This window comes from Methylobacterium trifolii (assembly GCF_022179685.1).
Lineage (GTDB): Bacteria > Pseudomonadota > Alphaproteobacteria > Rhizobiales > Beijerinckiaceae > Methylobacterium > Methylobacterium trifolii.
Map to the genome: position 1 here is coordinate 1 of NZ_BPRB01000148.1, position 15,054 is coordinate 15,054.

11 protein-coding genes and 2 pseudogenes are annotated in these 15,054 nt (G+C 72.9%); 8 read left to right on the forward strand and 5 right to left on the reverse strand.

Annotation, left to right across the window (positions count from 1 at the left end; all coding sequences use genetic code 11):
* Positions 1-1,163: pseudogene (locus COGEMETH_RS13850) on the reverse strand (ABC transporter ATP-binding protein); the annotation flags it as partial.
* A 332-nt stretch (positions 1,164-1,495) separates the two neighbouring features.
* On the opposite strand from COGEMETH_RS13850, the gene COGEMETH_RS13855 reads away from it, so the two are divergent.
* Both COGEMETH_RS13855 and COGEMETH_RS13860 read left to right on the forward strand, forming a co-directional pair.
* A complete protein-coding gene (locus COGEMETH_RS13855) occupies positions 1,496-3,802 on the forward strand; it encodes an FdhF/YdeP family oxidoreductase (protein ID WP_238183224.1) in 2,307 nt (768 codons plus the stop codon).
* Positions 3,799-4,086 (forward strand): hypothetical protein, encoded by a 288-nt coding sequence (locus tag COGEMETH_RS13860; RefSeq protein WP_238183225.1) that lies wholly within the window; start codon positions 3,799-3,801, stop codon positions 4,084-4,086. The genes COGEMETH_RS13855 and COGEMETH_RS13860 overlap by 4 nt, the downstream gene beginning before the upstream one ends.
* 32 nt (positions 4,087-4,118) lie before the next feature.
* Here COGEMETH_RS13860 and COGEMETH_RS13865 read toward each other — a convergent pair whose 3' ends face one another.
* A complete protein-coding gene (locus COGEMETH_RS13865) occupies positions 4,119-5,003 on the reverse strand; it encodes an HpcH/HpaI aldolase/citrate lyase family protein (protein ID WP_238183226.1) in 885 nt (294 codons plus the stop codon).
* 248 nt (positions 5,004-5,251) lie between these two features.
* Here COGEMETH_RS13865 and COGEMETH_RS13870 point away from each other — a divergent pair, with 248 nt between their 5' ends.
* Both COGEMETH_RS13870 and COGEMETH_RS13875 read left to right on the forward strand, forming a co-directional pair.
* Positions 5,252-5,623: a hypothetical protein gene (locus COGEMETH_RS13870; RefSeq protein ID WP_306421748.1), complete on the forward strand. Its 372-nt coding sequence runs from the start codon at positions 5,252-5,254 to the stop codon at positions 5,621-5,623.
* Between the two features lie 306 nt (positions 5,624-5,929).
* Positions 5,930-6,406 (forward strand): BLUF domain-containing protein, encoded by a 477-nt coding sequence (locus COGEMETH_RS13875; RefSeq protein WP_238183227.1) that lies wholly within the window; start codon positions 5,930-5,932, stop codon positions 6,404-6,406.
* Between the two features lie 154 nt (positions 6,407-6,560).
* Here COGEMETH_RS13875 and COGEMETH_RS13880 read toward each other — a convergent pair whose 3' ends face one another.
* Entirely contained in the window at positions 6,561-7,889 is a 1,329-nt protein-coding gene (locus tag COGEMETH_RS13880; RefSeq protein ID WP_238183228.1) for an MATE family efflux transporter, read from the reverse strand.
* Positions 7,890-7,998: 109 nt separating this feature from the next.
* Positions 7,999-8,340 (reverse strand): DUF6460 domain-containing protein, encoded by a 342-nt coding sequence (locus tag COGEMETH_RS13885; RefSeq protein ID WP_238183229.1) that lies wholly within the window; start codon positions 8,338-8,340, stop codon positions 7,999-8,001.
* 257 nt (positions 8,341-8,597) lie between these two features.
* On the opposite strand from COGEMETH_RS13885, the gene COGEMETH_RS13890 reads away from it, so the two are divergent.
* From COGEMETH_RS13890 to COGEMETH_RS13905, 4 genes are all read left to right on the forward strand, one after another.
* A complete protein-coding gene (locus tag COGEMETH_RS13890) occupies positions 8,598-9,554 on the forward strand; it encodes an alpha/beta hydrolase (protein WP_238183230.1) in 957 nt (318 codons plus the stop codon).
* Positions 9,551-12,070 carry a ligase-associated DNA damage response DEXH box helicase gene (locus tag COGEMETH_RS13895; protein WP_238183233.1) on the forward strand — a complete coding sequence of 840 codons (2,520 nt, stop codon included), beginning with the start codon at positions 9,551-9,553 and terminating at the stop codon, positions 12,068-12,070. Before COGEMETH_RS13890 ends, COGEMETH_RS13895 begins: the two co-directional genes overlap by 4 nt.
* Positions 12,071-12,108: 38 nt before the next feature.
* Positions 12,109-12,822, forward strand: coding sequence for a ligase-associated DNA damage response endonuclease PdeM (pdeM, locus tag COGEMETH_RS13900; RefSeq protein WP_238183234.1), 714 nt, complete (start codon positions 12,109-12,111; stop codon positions 12,820-12,822).
* A gap of 105 nt (positions 12,823-12,927) precedes the next feature.
* Positions 12,928-14,796 carry a tetratricopeptide repeat protein gene (locus COGEMETH_RS13905; RefSeq protein WP_238183231.1) on the forward strand — a complete coding sequence of 623 codons (1,869 nt, stop codon included), beginning with the start codon at positions 12,928-12,930 and terminating at the stop codon, positions 14,794-14,796.
* Between the two features lie 124 nt (positions 14,797-14,920).
* Here COGEMETH_RS13905 and COGEMETH_RS13910 read toward each other — a convergent pair.
* Positions 14,921-15,054, reverse strand: a pseudogene (locus tag COGEMETH_RS13910) (succinyl-CoA--3-ketoacid-CoA transferase); the annotation flags it as partial.

Genomic DNA, 15,054 nt, shown 5'->3' on the forward strand with positions numbered 1-15,054 from the left:
ACGCCGGCCAGCCGCTCGCCGGTCGCCGCGTCGAAGGCGCCGACGTTGCGGGCCACGAGGTCGCCCGCCCGCGGCAGGGCCAGCCCCGATGCCGCGGTCCGCCGGCCCCGGCTCTCCAGGTTGGCGACGCTGCGCGCCAGTTCCCGGAAGACCGGGCGGATGGTGGCGTGCACGCTCCACAGGCGCAGGGAGATCGCGATCAGCACGGCGGCGATGGCGAAGGCGCCCCCCGCCGGGGCGAGCGCTGCCGGATCGACGGCCTTGGCCGGCACCGCCCCGGCACCGCCCCCGCGCCAGAGGGCGGTGCCGGCGGCGATGGCCGGCAGGATCACGGCGAGTGCCAGGGCCGGCGCCCGCGCATAGGCGAGGCGGGCCTCGGCGCGGGCGATGCGGGCGCGGCCGATGCCGGCCTTGGCGGCGATGCGGGCGCGCTCCAGAGCCCGCGCCCCGTGGGCGCGCACCGCCGGCATCCGGCGCACGAGGTCGGTCAGGGTGCGCTCGGCCGTGGCGCCCGCGCCGCGCCGCAGGTCCTCGCGGGTGCGGGTGCGCTGCAGGATGAGGGCGCGGGCGAGCGCCACGGCGAGCAGCCCCACCGCCGCCGCCGGGACCAGGCGGGGGGCGGCCAGCGCCGCGAAGGCCAGGGTCTGGAGGATCGCGGCCAGCGCCATCGCGGGCACGAGCAGCCCGACCCCGAGCAGCCCGTCGATGCCGGCCAGCGCCTGCCCGACGAGGCCGGCGAGGCTGCGCGCCTCGTCGCGGGCGCCGGCCGGCGCGTCGAGGATGGCACTGGTCGCGGCCTCGCGCAGGGCCCCGACCGCGCGGTTCTGGGCGGTGAAGCACGCGCGTGCGACGACCCAGCCCAAAGCCGCCAGGGCCACGGCGGCGAAGGCGAGGCCGAGGAAGGCGGCGCGTTCGAGGTCGAGCGGTGCCAGGGTCCAGCCCGATGCGAGGACGAACTCGCCCTTCGGGGCAGGCAGCGGCACGGCGAGGCGCAGGAAGGGCAGGCTGGCGGCCTCGTCCCGCGTCAGCGTGCCGACGAGGTCGCGCAGGCACAGGAGCGCCAGGGCGCAGAGCGGGCCGCCGAGCCCGATCGCCGAGGCCATCGCAGCCATGTGCCGGCCGCGCGCGGCCCGCCAGGTCAGGCGGAGGGGATCAGATTCCATGGCCGCTCAGATCGTCCCGGCCGTGGGCGTGCGTCCACGGCATGGAATCCCGCCGATACGGGGATGGGGCGTCGTGCATGCCCCGCGCATAGAGCCTCGGGCGTCCGGCGCAAAGGGTGGCAGCGCACGCCGCCGACAGGGCGGGCCCGGCATCCGCCTCACCGCGGCGTCCGGAATCCAGCGCAAGGCGGCGCCGAACGACGGCGTCCGCCAGGTGAGGTCCGGTGCCGGATGCATGAGGGGGCTGCGCCCACACGCGATTGTGAGGGGGCCGCCGATCCCCTTAATTCGCGCCTTCCACGGCGCGCGGCGCCCGTCTCTCGGACATCGGAATGGACCAGCCGGTCGGGTCTCCCAAGCGTTCCTCCGCCGCCGGCGGCTGGGGTGCCCTGAAGAGTTGCGGCAAGCACCTGCTGGGCAGCCGCGCCCCGCTCTCGGGGGCGCGCGCGCTGATGAAGGCGAACCAGCCGGACGGGTTCGACTGCCCCGGCTGCGCCTGGGGCGACCCGGAGCACGGCTCCTCCTTCGAGTTCTGCGAGAACGGCGTGAAGGCGGTCTCCTGGGAGGCCACCGACAAGCGCACCCCGCCGGCCTTCTTCGCCCGCCACACCGTGGCCGAACTGCGCGGCTGGAGCGACTACGCCCTGGAGGGCGAGGGCCGCCTCACCCACCCGATGCGCTACGATGCGGAGAGCGACCGCTACCTCCCCGTCACCTGGGAGGCGGCGTTCTCCGAGATCGGCGCGAGCCTGCGGGCCCTCGACCACCCGGACCAGGCCGAGTTCTACACCTCCGGCCGCGCCTCGAACGAGGCCGCCTACCTCTACCAGCTCTTCGCCCGGGCCTACGGCACCAACAACTTCCCCGACTGCTCGAACATGTGCCACGAGGCCAGCGGCATCGCCCTGACCCAGGCCATCGGCATCGGCAAGGGCACCGTGCTGCTGGAGGATTTCGAGAAGGCGGACGCGATCTTCGTCGTCGGCCAGAACCCCGGCACCAACCATCCGCGCATGCTGGGCGACCTGCGCCGGGCCGCGGAGCACGGCGCCAAGGTCGTGGTGTTCAACCCCGTGCGCGAGCGCGGCCTGGAGCGCTTCGCCGACCCGCAGAACACCGTCGAGATGCTGCGCGGCACCAGCCGCCCGATCGCGAGCCACTACTTCCAGCCGCGGCTCGGCGGCGACATGGCGGCCTTCCGCGGCATCGCCAAGGCGGTCTTCGCCGCCGACGACGCGGCTCTGGCCGCGGGCCGCCCCTCGGTGCTGGACCACGCCTTCCTCGACCGCCACACCGCGGGCGTGGCCGCCTACCGCGCCGCCGTCGCGGCGACGGCCTGGGAGGCGATCACGGACCAGTCCGGCCTGACGCGGGCCGAGATCGAGACGGCCGCGCAGGTCTATCTCGAGGCGGACAAGGTGATCTGCACCTGGGCGATGGGCGTGACCCAGCACCGGCACTCGGTCGCCACCATCCGCGAGATGACCAACCTGATGCTCCTGCGCGGGCATATCGGCCGGCCGGGCGCGGGCCTGTGCCCGGTGCGGGGCCACTCGAACGTGCAGGGCGACCGCACGGTCGGCATCAACGAGAAGCCGCCTTCCGCCTTCCTCGACGCCCTGGAGCGCACGTTCGGATTCGCGGCCCCGCGCCGGCACGGCCACAACGTGCTGGGGGCGATCGGAGCGATGCTCGACGGCTCGGCCAAGGCCTTCATCGGGCTCGGCGGCAACTTCGCCCGCGCGACGCCGGACACCGCGCTGGTCGCAAAAGCCCTGGCGGGCTGCCGGCTCACCGTGCACGTCGCGACCAAGCTCAACCACTCGCACCTGGTGCCGGGGCAGGTCGCCTACCTCCTGCCCTGCCTCGGGCGCACCGAGATCGACCGGAACGGTGCCGGCAAGACGCAGATCGTGACCGTCGAGGATTCGATGAGCATGGTCCACGGCTCGGGCGGCATCAACAAGCCGGCCTCGAAGGAGCTGCGCTCCGAGATCGCCATCATCGCGGGCATGGCGGCGGCGACCGTCGGCTCCGGGCGGATCGACTGGGCCGCGCTCAGCGACGATTACGACCGCATCCGCGACCTGATCGAGCGCACCATCCCGGGCTTTGCCGGCTACAACGTCCGGGTGCGCAGGCCCCGCGGCTTCATGCTGCGCAATCTCGCCGCCGAGCGGGTGTTCGAGACCGACACGGGGCTGGCCAACTTCTCCGCCGACGCCCTGCCGGAAGCCACCGAACACCAGATCGCCAAGTCCCAAACAAACACCTTCGTGCTGCAGACCTTCCGCAGCCACGACCAGTACAACACCACGATCTACGGCCTCGACGACCGCTACCGCGGCGTCTACGGCGAGCGCCGCGTGCTGTTCGCCCATCCCGACGACCTCGCCGTGCTGCGGGCGCGCTGCGGCGAGCGGGTCGACATCCACGGGCTGCATGACGACGGCACGGTGCGCGTGGCGGAGGACTTCCGGCTGGTCCCCTTCGACATGCCCCGCGGGTCGCTGGCCGGCTACTATCCCGAGCTGAACGTGCTGGTGCCCCTGTCGAGCTTCGGGGCGCAGAGCGACACGCCGACCTCGAAGTCGGTCCTGGTGGCGATCCGTCCGCGGGCCGTGGCCGCGGCGGCGTGAGCGAGGCGGCCTTCCTCGGCCTCGTCGCGGAGATCGTCCGGCGCCGCTCCGGCCTGACGAGCCTGGAGGCCGGCATCCTGGCCGCCCTCCATCTCGGGCTTCCGGCCGACAGCCGGAGCTTCGCCAAGGCCGTGGCCGTCGAGCACGCCCTGGTCCTGCGGGCGCTGGCGGGGCTGGACGAGGCCGGCCTCGTCACGCTGACGGGGCGCGACCCGCGCACGCAGCGCACCCGCTACCGGGCGAGCCCGGACGGCCTCGCCCTCACGATGCCCCCCGGTGGCTGAGCCCCCGCCTCGATATCCGGGGCCGAGCCCCTTCAGTATCCCTTGGCCGCGATCGCGTCCGACCACGTCACCGCGCGCTTGGCCATGCCGATGTGCTGGCGCTCGTACATGCGGCCCTCGATCTTGATGGCGCCGCGCTTGGCGTATTCCGGCTTGTCGAAGGCCTCGATCACCAGGCGGGCGCGGCGCACCTCCTCCTCGGTGGGGGCGAAGGAGGTGTTGGCGGGCTCCAGCTGGTTGGGGTGGATCAGGGTCTTGCCGTCGAAGCCGAGGTCGCGGGCCTGGCGGCACTCCGTGCGGCAGCCGTCCACGTCGCCGATGTCGTTCCAGACGCCGTCCAGCACGGTCAGGCCCTCGGCGCGGGCGGCGGCCAGGGTGAACATCATCCAGGGCAGCATCGGCACCCGGCCGGGCACAAGCTGCGCCCAGGTGTCCTTGGCGAGGTCGTTGGTGCCGAGCACGAGGCAGGTCAGCCGGGTGCGCCGGTCGCGCCGGGCCCGCGCGATCTCCTGGATGTTGAGGATCGCCGCCGGGGTCTCGATCATCGCCCAGATCGCGATGTCCTCGGGGGCGTCCAGAGCCTCCAGGTGGTTGGCGATGCTCTCCAGCACGGCCGGCGAGGACACCTTCGGCATCAGGATGGCGTCGGGCCGCGCCTCGATCGCCGCCCGCAGGTCCGCCTCGCCCCAGGGGGTCTGCGGGGCGTTGACGCGGATCACCAGTTCCCGGTCGCCGTAGCCGCCGCCCTTCACCGCGGCGCAGACCTGTGTGCGGGCAAGCTCCTTCTCCTCGGGGCCGACCGCATCTTCGAGGTCCAGGATCAGGCTGTCGGCCGGCAGGGTCTTGGCCTTGTCCAGGGCCCGCTGGTTGGAGGCCGGCATGTAGAGGACGCTGCGGCGGAGGCGGAGATCGGACATGGACAGACCTTCTTGATCATCGCGCGCCGGGCCCGGTCGCGCTCCCCTGCGCCCTCGGCCACGCGCCGGCATGAAACGCGGGGAACCCTAGAGCAAACCTCCGGCCACGCTACCACCGGCGCGGCAGGACGCGCGAGAACGCGCCGCGTTTGACACCTGCGCGCGCGAAGGCGCCGGCCCCGCTTTCGTCACCTTCGCCGGCCAGACGCGCCCCGAAGGTCCCGTCCGGGATCGCAGGATGGGGACGCATGACGACGATGGCGCGACTGAGGACGACGGTCCGGCTCGGCCTGCTGCTGGCCGGCGGCCTGATCCTGCCGCAGGCGGCGCAGGCTGCGAGCAACACCACCCTCGGCGTCGGCTCCGGCGCGGTGGCGGGCGCCCTCGTGGCCGGGCCGATCGGGGCCGTGGCGGGCGCGATCGTCGGCGGCGTCGTGGGCGCATCGAGCGAGCGGGCGGCCCCGCGCCGCTATCGCCGCGCCCGCAGCACGCGCCGCAGCGCCCTGCCCCCGCGCCGGACGGTCCAGCGCAGCGTCGCGGCCGAGCCGCGTTCGCTCACGCCGACGATGCCCGCCACCACCGGCGCGACGGGCGGCTCGACCTGGAAGGACCCGCGCTAGCGGTGGAAAGTTGAGGGCCGTCGGCGCATTGGGATCACGCGGTCGGCCAAAACGCGCCGCGAGCGCCATGTCGGACGGAACCGCGCCGGCAATCATGCCGCGCGCGCGATCCCGCACGATGGTCATCGCCGAATCGGTCCGGCCGAAGGTGAGCGCGCTGGTGGGCCCGTCGAGGAGCCGCACATTCGGTGCCCGAGTGACGGCCTAGGCGATCAGATTCGAACCCAAATCCCGTCAGTTGCGCTATCCTGCCGCTCACGCACCGGGCGGAACGGCCTGCCTGGCATGAACTGAGCGAGCCCACGCATGTTCGACGAACACGGCTTTCCACGCGGCGCCGAGTTGAACGAAGCCGCGCTGCCCGCGCTTTATCATTTCGTCTATTGCAGCCGTGCCGCCGACGGCGTCGACGACGCCGAGGTCGGCCGCATCGTCGAGGCGGCCCAGCGCCACAATCACGCGCGCGGCATCACCGGGGTGCTGGTTTTCGGCAGCGGCGTCTTCTTCCAGTGGATCGAAGGGCCGGCCGCGCAGATCCAGACGCTGATCGCGAGCCTGTATGGCGATGCGCGCCATTACGACATCGTCTCTCTGGGCCAGAGCGAGGAAGAGCGGGAGCGTCTCTATCCGAACTGGGACATGGAGAGGGTCGAGGCCGAGGACATCCGCCTGGTCCTGCAGGACGCGCTCGAAAGCACCGAGGACAACAACAACGTCGCGGCACTGACGCGGATTCTCGAGCAGATCGATTCAGGGCCGCTGGATTCGCTCGGGCGAAGGTGAGCGGGCCGGCAACCGTTAGCCTCGAGCCCATCGGCCACGGGCGTCGTGGCGAAACGATCGATCCGCATGCACGTCGCCCGAACGCGTTTGCGCGATGCGAGGGGCGAAAGGCTTCGGGTGCGCAGCAAGCGCGTGATGTCGTCCACGCGAACCCTCAGGCCCGCGAAAACCCCGAGAACGTCCGCCGCTCCAGGCCCGGAAAGGCGATCGCCTGGCCGATGCCGCGGGCGGCCAGGAAGCCCAGGAAGGCGAGCCACAGGCCGGTGTTGCCGAGCGCGAGGCCCTGCACCGCGGCGAGCGCCAGGCAATAGGCCAGCAGGGCGGCGAGCATCAGGTTGCGCATCGCCCGCGTCCAGGTCGCGCCGATATAGATGCCGTCGTAGGCGAACGGCGCCGCGGCGACGAGGGGCGCGAGTGCGGCAAGCGGCAGGTAGTGCCGCGCGGCCGCGCGCACCGGCTCGTTCGTGGTGACGAAGTCGATGAAGGCGCCGCCGCCGAGGAAGGCGAGCAGGCTGACGCCGATCCCGAAGCCGAGGCACCAGACCAGGCTCAGGCGCGAGGCCGTGCGGAAGCCGGGCCGGTCGCGCCCGCCGATCGCCTGCCCGCACAGGGCCTCGGCCGCGGTGGCGAAGCCGTCGAGGAAGAAGCCGCCGATCAGGAAGAGATTCCACAGGACGGCGTTGGCGGCCAGCGTCACGTCGCCCTGGCGCGCGCCGAGCGCCGAGAACAGGACGATGCCGCAGACCAGCGCCAGGGTGCGGACGATGACGTCGACGTTGACGGCCAGCGTCCGCTTCAGGGCGGCGGCGTCGCGGATCTCGGCGAGGGGCACCCGGAAGGGCCGCGAGCCGAGCCTCGCCAGCACGACGAGCCCGAGGACGAGGCCGGCGCCCTCGGCGCAGAGGGTGGCGAGCGCCGCGCCGGCGATGCCGAGGTCCAGTTCGAGGACGAGGAGGAGCGTGAGGGCGATGTTGACGAGGTTGATCGCGACCTGGAGCAACAGGCCGAGATCGGTGCGGCCGCGCCCGAGCACCGAGCCGAGCACGGCGTAGTTGCCCAGCACGAAGGGCGCCGACAGGATGCGGATGTGGAAGTAGGTCGCGAGGCCCGCCACCACCGCCGGGCTCGCCCCGCTGATCGCGAAGGCGGCGGATGCGATCGGGACCTGGAGCAGCAGCAGCGCGAGGCCGGCGAGCATGCCGGCGCAGAGGGCGCGGGCAAGCGTCCGGTCGACCTCGGCGGTGTCGCGCGCGCCCACCGCCTGCGCCGTGAGCCCGGCGGTGGCCATGCGCAGCGACCCGAAGGACCAGAAGATCGCGTCGAAGATCACGGCGCCGAGAGCGATCGCCCCGAGGAGCGCCGCATCGCCGAGCCGCCCGATCACGGCGGCGCCGACGAAGCCGAGCATCGGCGTCGTGACGTTGGCGAGGGTCATCGGCAGCGCCAGCGCGAGGACGCGCCGGCCGGTCACGGGACTGGTCATGGACATCGCGGGGCCGATCAGGCGAGAGGACCGCCCCGGTTCTAGGAGATCGCGCGCCCCGCTCAACCCGAGCCGGCGCAGGGGCCGACCCGCGCCGGCCGCAAGGCCCCTACTTCGAGACCGCGAACAGGCGCGCGACCAGCCAGAGGGGCACCACCACCACGGCGCCGGCCAGGATCCAGCCGCCGAAATCCTGGACCGTGGCCAGCCCCAGGTCGACCAGGGCGCGGACGGAATCGTAGACGTGCCAGAACAGGCGGGCCGGGGTGAGGCCGAGCATCGCCATGAAGGCGCCGGCCAGGATCGACAGGAACAGCAGCCGCAGGAACACGCCCGCGGGTGAGCCCCCGAGGAAGCGGCGCATCGCCGAGCCGCGTCCGGGATAGGCCTGGCGGTCGTACGAGCCGGGATGGGGGGCGCCCTGGCGGCGCGGGTCGTGCTCGACGATCATGCGGGTCCTCGCGAAAGGCCCCCTTTCACCCGCCGAACCCGGCGGAAGCGTGACGGATGCGACACAGTCCCGGGAAACCGAATGCGCCCTCTCGCGTTAGGCCGTCTCGCGCCAGGCTCGGAGGTGGAAATGCGGTCGCCCTCGGCCAAGATGCACTACCATTGTGCACAACTCGACGCAGGTCGCGGACGCGCCCGGGGCAGGCCTTGCGTGGCGCGCCAGCCGGCCCGATACGAGACCGCGACACGGACGGGACCATGATCGACCACGCCCTGTTCGACCCGGCCGCGATCGACCCGGAGACGAAGCGGCTCAACGCCGAGATCGTCGCGGCCCATGCCGCGCAGGACGACCCCTGGTCGCTGCCGATCGCGGAGGTGCGCGCCCGCCGCCGCGCCGGCACCCAGGCCTCCCCGGCGATGCCCCGCAGCGCGCGGGCCGAGACCGTGACGATCGAGGGGCCCGGCGGCCCCCTCGCCCTGCGCATGATCCGGCCGAAGCCCGGCGTGAGGCTGCGCGGCGCCTACCTGCACATCCACCGGGGCGGCTGGGTCTGGGGCTCGGCCGACGAGCAGGACCCCTGGCTGGAGCGCATCGCCGATACCTGCGGCTTCATCGCCCTGTCGGTGGATTACCGGCTCGCGCCCGAGCATCCCTACCCGGCGGCGCTCCTGGATTGCGAGGCCGCGGCGCTCTGGCTCGCCGGCCCGGGCAAGGCCGAGTTCGGCGTGTCGGCGCTCACCATCGGCGGCGAGTCGGTCGGCGCCCACCTCGCGGTGATGGTGCTGCTGCGCCTGCGCGACAGACACGGCCTGCCCCGCGCCTTCCGCGGCGCCAACCTCAATGCCGGGTTCTTCGACCTCGGCCTGACGCCCTCCGTGCGGAACTGGGGGGACGAGCGCCTCGTCGTCAACACCCGCGACCTCACCACCTTCGCCGACGGCTACGTCCGCGACGGCATCGACCGCCGGCGCCCCGACGTGTCGCCGATCTACGCCGACCTGAAGGGCCTGCCGCCGGCCCTGTTCACCGTCGGCACCTGCGATCCGCTGCTCGACGACACCCTCTACATGGCGGGCCGCTGGGCGGCGGCGGGCAACGGCGGCCACACCGCGGTCTATCCGGGCGGCTGCCACGTCTTCGTGCGCTACCCCGGCGCGATGTCCGAGCGGGCGCTGGAACTGATCGACCGCTTCCTGATGGCCCTGGCCTGAGCGGGGACGCGCGCGGACCCGGCCCGCTCCCCCCCGCCTTCGCGGACTGGTTCGCCGGGCGGGGCTGGGCGCCGCGCCGGCACCAGCTCGACCTGCTCGAGATCGCAGGCCGGGGCCGCTCGGCGCTCCTCGTGGCGCCGACCGGGGCCGGCAAGACGCTGGCCGGCTTCCTGCCGAGCCTCGTCGCCCTTTCCGGCGCGCCCCGCGGCAAGGGCGCCCGGCGCGGCCCCCACACCCTCTACGTCTCGCCCCTGAAGGCCCTGGCCGTCGACATCGCCCGCAACCTCGACGCGCCCATCGCCGGGATGGGCCTGGGCGTCCGGGTCGAGACCCGCACCGGCGATACGCCGGCCCACAAGCGCACCCGCCAGATCGCCCGCCCGCCCGACATCCTGCTCACCACGCCCGAGCAGCTCGCCCTGCTCATCGCCCACCGCGAGGCCGCCGACTTCTTCTCGGAGCTGCGCTGCGTGATCCTCGACGAGCTGCACGCGCTGGTCACGTCCAAGCGCGGCGACCTGCTCTCCCTGGCGCTCGCCCGCCTGCACCGGCTCAGCCCGGGGCTCACCGCCATCGGCCTGTCGGCGACCGTGCGCGAGCCGGACGAGCTGCGGAAGTATCTGGTTCCGCAGACGCCGCCGCCCGTCCCGGCCCCCATGGCCGACCTCGTCGTCGTCCGGGGCGGGGCGAAGGCCGACCTGCGCCTGCTCGACACCGGCCGGACCCTGCCGCTGGCCGGCCACACCGCCCAGCACGCCATGCCGGCGATCTACGACCTGATCCGGGCCCACCGCACGGTGCTGGTCTTCGTCAACACGCGGCTCCAGGCGGAATACACCTTCCAGGAGCTCTGGCGCCTCAACGACGACGTCCTGCCCATCGCCCTCCACCACGGCTCGCTGGATGCGAGCCAGCGCCGCCGGGTCGAGGCCGCCATGGCCGAGGGCCGGCTGCGGGCCATCGTCTGCACCGCGACGCTGGACCTCGGCATCGACTGGGGCGACGTCGACCTCGTGGTCAACGTCGGCGCGCCCAAGGGGGCGAGCCGGATCATGCAGCGGATCGGCCGGGCCAACCACCGCATGGACGAGCCCTCCAAGGCCTACCTCGTGCCCGGCAACCGCTTCGAGATCCTCGAATGCCAGGCGGCCCTCGACGCCGTGGAAGAGGCGGCCCAGGACACCCCCGACGCGCGCCTGGGCGCCCCCGACGTGCTGGCCCAGCACGTCCTCGGCATGGCCTGCGCCGACGCCTTCGATCCGGTCGCGCTCTACGACGAGATCGTCTCGGCCGCCCCCTACGCCACCCTCGCCTGGGAGGAATTCGAGGCGGTGGTCGATTACGTCGCCACCGGCGGCTACGCGCTTCGCGCCTACGAGCGCTTCGCCAAGATCCTGCGGGGCGCAGACGGCCTGTGGCGGGTGCGGGACGCCCGCGTGGCGCAGGCCTACCGCATGAACGTCGGCACCATCGTGGAATCGGCCAAGGTGAAGGTGCGCCTCGCCCGGTCGATCCGCGGCAAGCCCGGCACGGTCTTGCCCAAGACCGGCCGGGTGCTGGGGGAGGTCGAGGAGGATTTCTGCGAGACCCTGACGCCGGGCGACACCTTTCTGTTTGCCGGCGAGGTCCTGCGCTTCGAGGGGCTCTCCGAGGACGAGGCCCTGGTGACGCGGGCCGGCCCCGGCACCGACCCGGCCATCCCGTCCTATGCCGGCTCGAAGTTCCCCCTCTCGACGTACCTGGCCGCCCGCGTGCGGGCGATCATCGCCGACCCCTTCGCCTGGGACCGCCTGCCCAGACAGGTCGCCGACTACCTGCTGCTGCAACGAAGCCGCTCGGTCCTGCCGGGGGAACGCGACCTCCTGGTCGAGACCTTCCCGCGGGCCGGGCGCCACTACCTCACCGCCTTCCCCTTCGAGGGCCGGCTCGCGCACCAGACCCTGGGGATGCTGCTGGCCCGGCGCCTGGAGCGGGCGCGGCTGCGGCCCTTGGGGTTTGCCGCCAACGATTACGGCATCGCGATCTGGATGAACCGGGACCTCTCGGAGCGCATCGCCGCGGAGCCGGGCTTCCTGGGCGAGCTGTTCGCCCAGGACATGCTCGGCGACGACCTGGAGGCGTGGCTCGACGAATCGGCGATGATGAAGCGCACCTTCCGCCAATGCGCCGTGATCGCCGGGCTGATCGAGCGGCGCCATCCCGGCCTGAAGAAGACCGGGCGGCAGGTCACGATCTCGACGGACCTGATCTACGACGTGCTGCGCAAGCACCAGCCCGACCACCTGCTGCTTCGGGCCGCGCGGCAGGATGCGGCAACCGGACTCCTCGACGTGAGGCGGCTCGGCATGATGCTAGAGCGTATCCAAGGGCGAATCACTCACAGGGCCCTCGACCGGGTCTCGCCCCTCTCCGTGTCCGTCATGCTCGAGATCGGGCGCGAGCGGGTCTACGGCGAGGGGGCCGACGAGATCCTGGCCGAGGCCGAGGCGCAGCTTCTCGAAGAAGCGCTGTCGTGAGCGGTGGCGGCCCCCCTCCCCGCATCGAGGACGGAACCGTGGCGCTCGGCCTGAGACTCGAGAAGACGCATAAAGCCCCCACCCTGACCCTGGCGGGCGAGGCCTTGACCCTCGACCTCTGCGGCGGCCTGTGGCTTTCGGCGCACCGCACCCTCGTCGTCTCCGACCTCCACCTGGAGAAGGGCTCGGCCTTTGCCGCCCGCTCCGGCCAGTTCCTGCCGCCCTACGATACCCGCGAGACCCTGGCCTGCCTGCACGAGGCGGTCGTGCGCCTCGACCCCGCCCGCGTCGTGGCCTTGGGCGATTCCTTCCACGATGCCCGCGGGCCCGAGCGGATGGAGCCCGGCGACCGGGCCATGGTCGCAGCCCTCCAGGAGGGGCGCGACTGGGTCTGGATCGCCGGCAACCACGATGCGGCGGTCCACGAGGGCGTCGGCGGGCGCTACGCCGACAGCCTGACGCTCGGCGGCCTGAGGCTGCGCCACGAGCCGGCGGCGGGCGCCGCACCCGGCGAGATCGCCGGGCACCTCCACCCCTGCGGCAAGGTGGCGATGCGCGGGCGCACCGTGCGCCGCCGCTGCTTCGTCTCGGACGGCAGCCGCCTGGTGATGCCGGCCTTCGGCGCCTATGCCGGCGGCCTCAACGTGCGCGACCGGGCCTTCGAGCCCCTGTTCCCGGCCGGCTTCACCGCGCATCTCCTCGGGGACGGACGCGTCTTCGCCATCGGCCGCGCCATGCTGGCGCGGGACTGAGGCGCGCCATCCTTTCGCCTTGCGGGCATGGCGGTAAGGGTCCACTGTCCCGCCGATTTTGCGCCGGCTCGTCTCGCGGATCGGCGTGCGCAGGAGCCGCGACTGGTGTTCAACAACGACAAACGCGCCCGCCGCACCGTGTCGGTGCTCGCACTCTGCCTCGCGGCCGGCCTCGCCCCGGCGGCCCAGGCCGCGCAGCCGCGGGAGTCGCTCCCCGTCACCGAGTACGAGCCCGCGGAATCCCTGGAGGGCAACTTCCTCTCGGCCTACATCGCCGGCGCCTCCCGCGACACGGCGGCGGCGGCCAACTTCTACCGCGAGGCGGTGAAGGCCGACCCGCGCAACGCCGAACTCTTGGAGCGGGCCTTCGTCTCGCTGCTCGCCGACGGCGCCCTGCCCGACGCCTTCCGCGCGGCCGAGCGCCTCGTCACCCGCGACACCACCAACGGGCTCGCCAACCTCGCGCTGGGCGTGCGCCAGATCAAGGCCGGCCAGTGGGGCCCCGCCCGCCAGAACTTCTCCCGCAGCGGGCGCGGGGCGGCGGCCGACCTGACCGCGACCCTCCTCACAGCCTGGTCGTTCGCGGGTGCCGGCGACGGCAAGCGCGCCCTGGAGACCGTGGGCAAGCTCAAGGGCGAGCGCTACTACAACACCTTTCGCGATTACCACGCCGGCCTGATCGCCTCCGTGGTCGGCGACCAGGCCGAGGCCGAGCGGCGCCTCAAGGCCGCCTACGACGCCGACCGCAACACCCTGCGGGTCGTCGACGCCTATGCCCGCTTCGAGGCCAATGCCGGCCGCACCGACCTCGCGATCCAGGCCTATACCGACTTCGACACCCTGATGCCGCGCCACCCGATCGTGCGCGACGCCCTCGACAAGCTCAAGGCCGGCAAGCCGCTGGCCCGCATCGTCGCCACCGCGCAGGAGGGCGCCGCCGAGGTGCTCTACGGCCTGGGCTCGGCCGGCTCGACCCAAGGGGACGAGCTGCCCGCCGTGATCTACCTGCGGCTCGCCCTCTACCTCGCTCCCGAGCACGCCCTGGCGCGCCTGACGCTCGCCGACACCCTCGACCGGATGAAGCAGCCGGAGCGGGCCAACGAAGCCTATTCCCAGATCCCGGCCGCCTCACCCCTCAAGCTCAACGCCGACGTGCAGGTGGGCCTGAACTTGGAGCAGATGGGCAAGGGCGACGAGGCGCTGGCCCATCTCGACGCCGCCATGAAGGCCCACCCGGACGACATCGACGTGGTGACGGCGCTCGGCAACGTGCAGCGCTCGCGCAAGAAGTACGACGAGGCCACGGCCACCTACACCCGCGCCATCGGCCTGATCGGCGACCGGCCGGTGCAGAACTTCTGGACGCTGTTCTACTTCCGCGGCACCGCCTACGAGCGGGCCAAGCAATGGCCCAAGGCCGAGGCCGACCTGAAGAAGGCCCTGGAGCTCGTGCCCGCGACCCAGCCCGCCGCCCGCGCGCAGGTGCTGAACTACCTCGGCTATTCCTGGGTGGACCAGAAGCTCAACATCGACGACGCCTTCAAGCTCCTGAAGCAGGCCGCCGACGCCTCCCCCCGCGACGGCATGATCGTCGACAGCCTGGGCTGGGCCTATTACCGCCTCGGCCGCTGGGACGACGCCGTGCGCGAACTGGAGAAGGCGGTCGAGCTGAAGCCCGGCGACCCGACCATCAACGACCACCTCGGCGACGCCTACTGGCGCGCCGGCCGGCGGCTGGAAGGCAAGTTCCAGTGGCAGCACGCCAAGGACCTGAACCCGGAGCCGGACGACCTCGAATCGATCAACGCCAAGCTGAAGGACGGCCTGCCGGAGATCGAGAAGCCCACCGCCACCGCCGAGAACCCGCCGGCCCCGGTCGCCGCCCCGCACAACCCGGAGAACCCGGAACTGCCCAAGGGCGCCCCCCAGCCGAGCGAGCCGCCCGGCGCCGCCGACAAGAAGACCGGGGGCTAGGCATCGGCTCGACCGCTGGGCTCTTCCCTCCCCCCTCTGCGGGGGAGGGTGGGCCTCGCGTCAGCGAGGGTCGGGAGAGGGGAGCGACGGCCACCCTCCCCCGCAGAGGGGAGCGGGACGGAAGCTACGCGGCGAGCGCGACGGTGTACTCGGCCTCGGTCTTGGCGCGGACCTCGTCCTCGCCGACACCCTCGGCGAGTTCGATCAGCCGCATGCCGCCATCGCCCTTCTTGTCGATGGCGAACACGCCCAGATCCG

What these genes read in the sequence shown, in the direction of transcription:
- COGEMETH_RS13865 (WP_238183226.1), bottom strand. Translation starts at nt 5,003, where the DNA reads ATGTCCGATCTCCGCCTCCGCCGCAGCGTCCTCTACATGCCGGCCTCC.
- COGEMETH_RS13875 (WP_238183227.1), top strand. Translation starts at nt 5,930, where the DNA reads ATGTTCGACGAACACGGCTTTCCACGCGGCGCCGAGTTGAACGAAGCC.
- COGEMETH_RS13870 (WP_306421748.1), top strand. Translation starts at nt 5,252, where the DNA reads ATGACGACGATGGCGCGACTGAGGACGACGGTCCGGCTCGGCCTGCTG.
- COGEMETH_RS13885 (WP_238183229.1), bottom strand. Translation starts at nt 8,340, where the DNA reads ATGATCGTCGAGCACGACCCGCGCCGCCAGGGCGCCCCCCATCCCGGC.
- COGEMETH_RS13890 (WP_238183230.1), top strand. Translation starts at nt 8,598, where the DNA reads ATGATCGACCACGCCCTGTTCGACCCGGCCGCGATCGACCCGGAGACG.
- COGEMETH_RS13880 (WP_238183228.1), bottom strand. Translation starts at nt 7,889, where the DNA reads ATGACCAGTCCCGTGACCGGCCGGCGCGTCCTCGCGCTGGCGCTGCCG.
- COGEMETH_RS13855 (WP_238183224.1), top strand. Translation starts at nt 1,496, where the DNA reads ATGGACCAGCCGGTCGGGTCTCCCAAGCGTTCCTCCGCCGCCGGCGGC.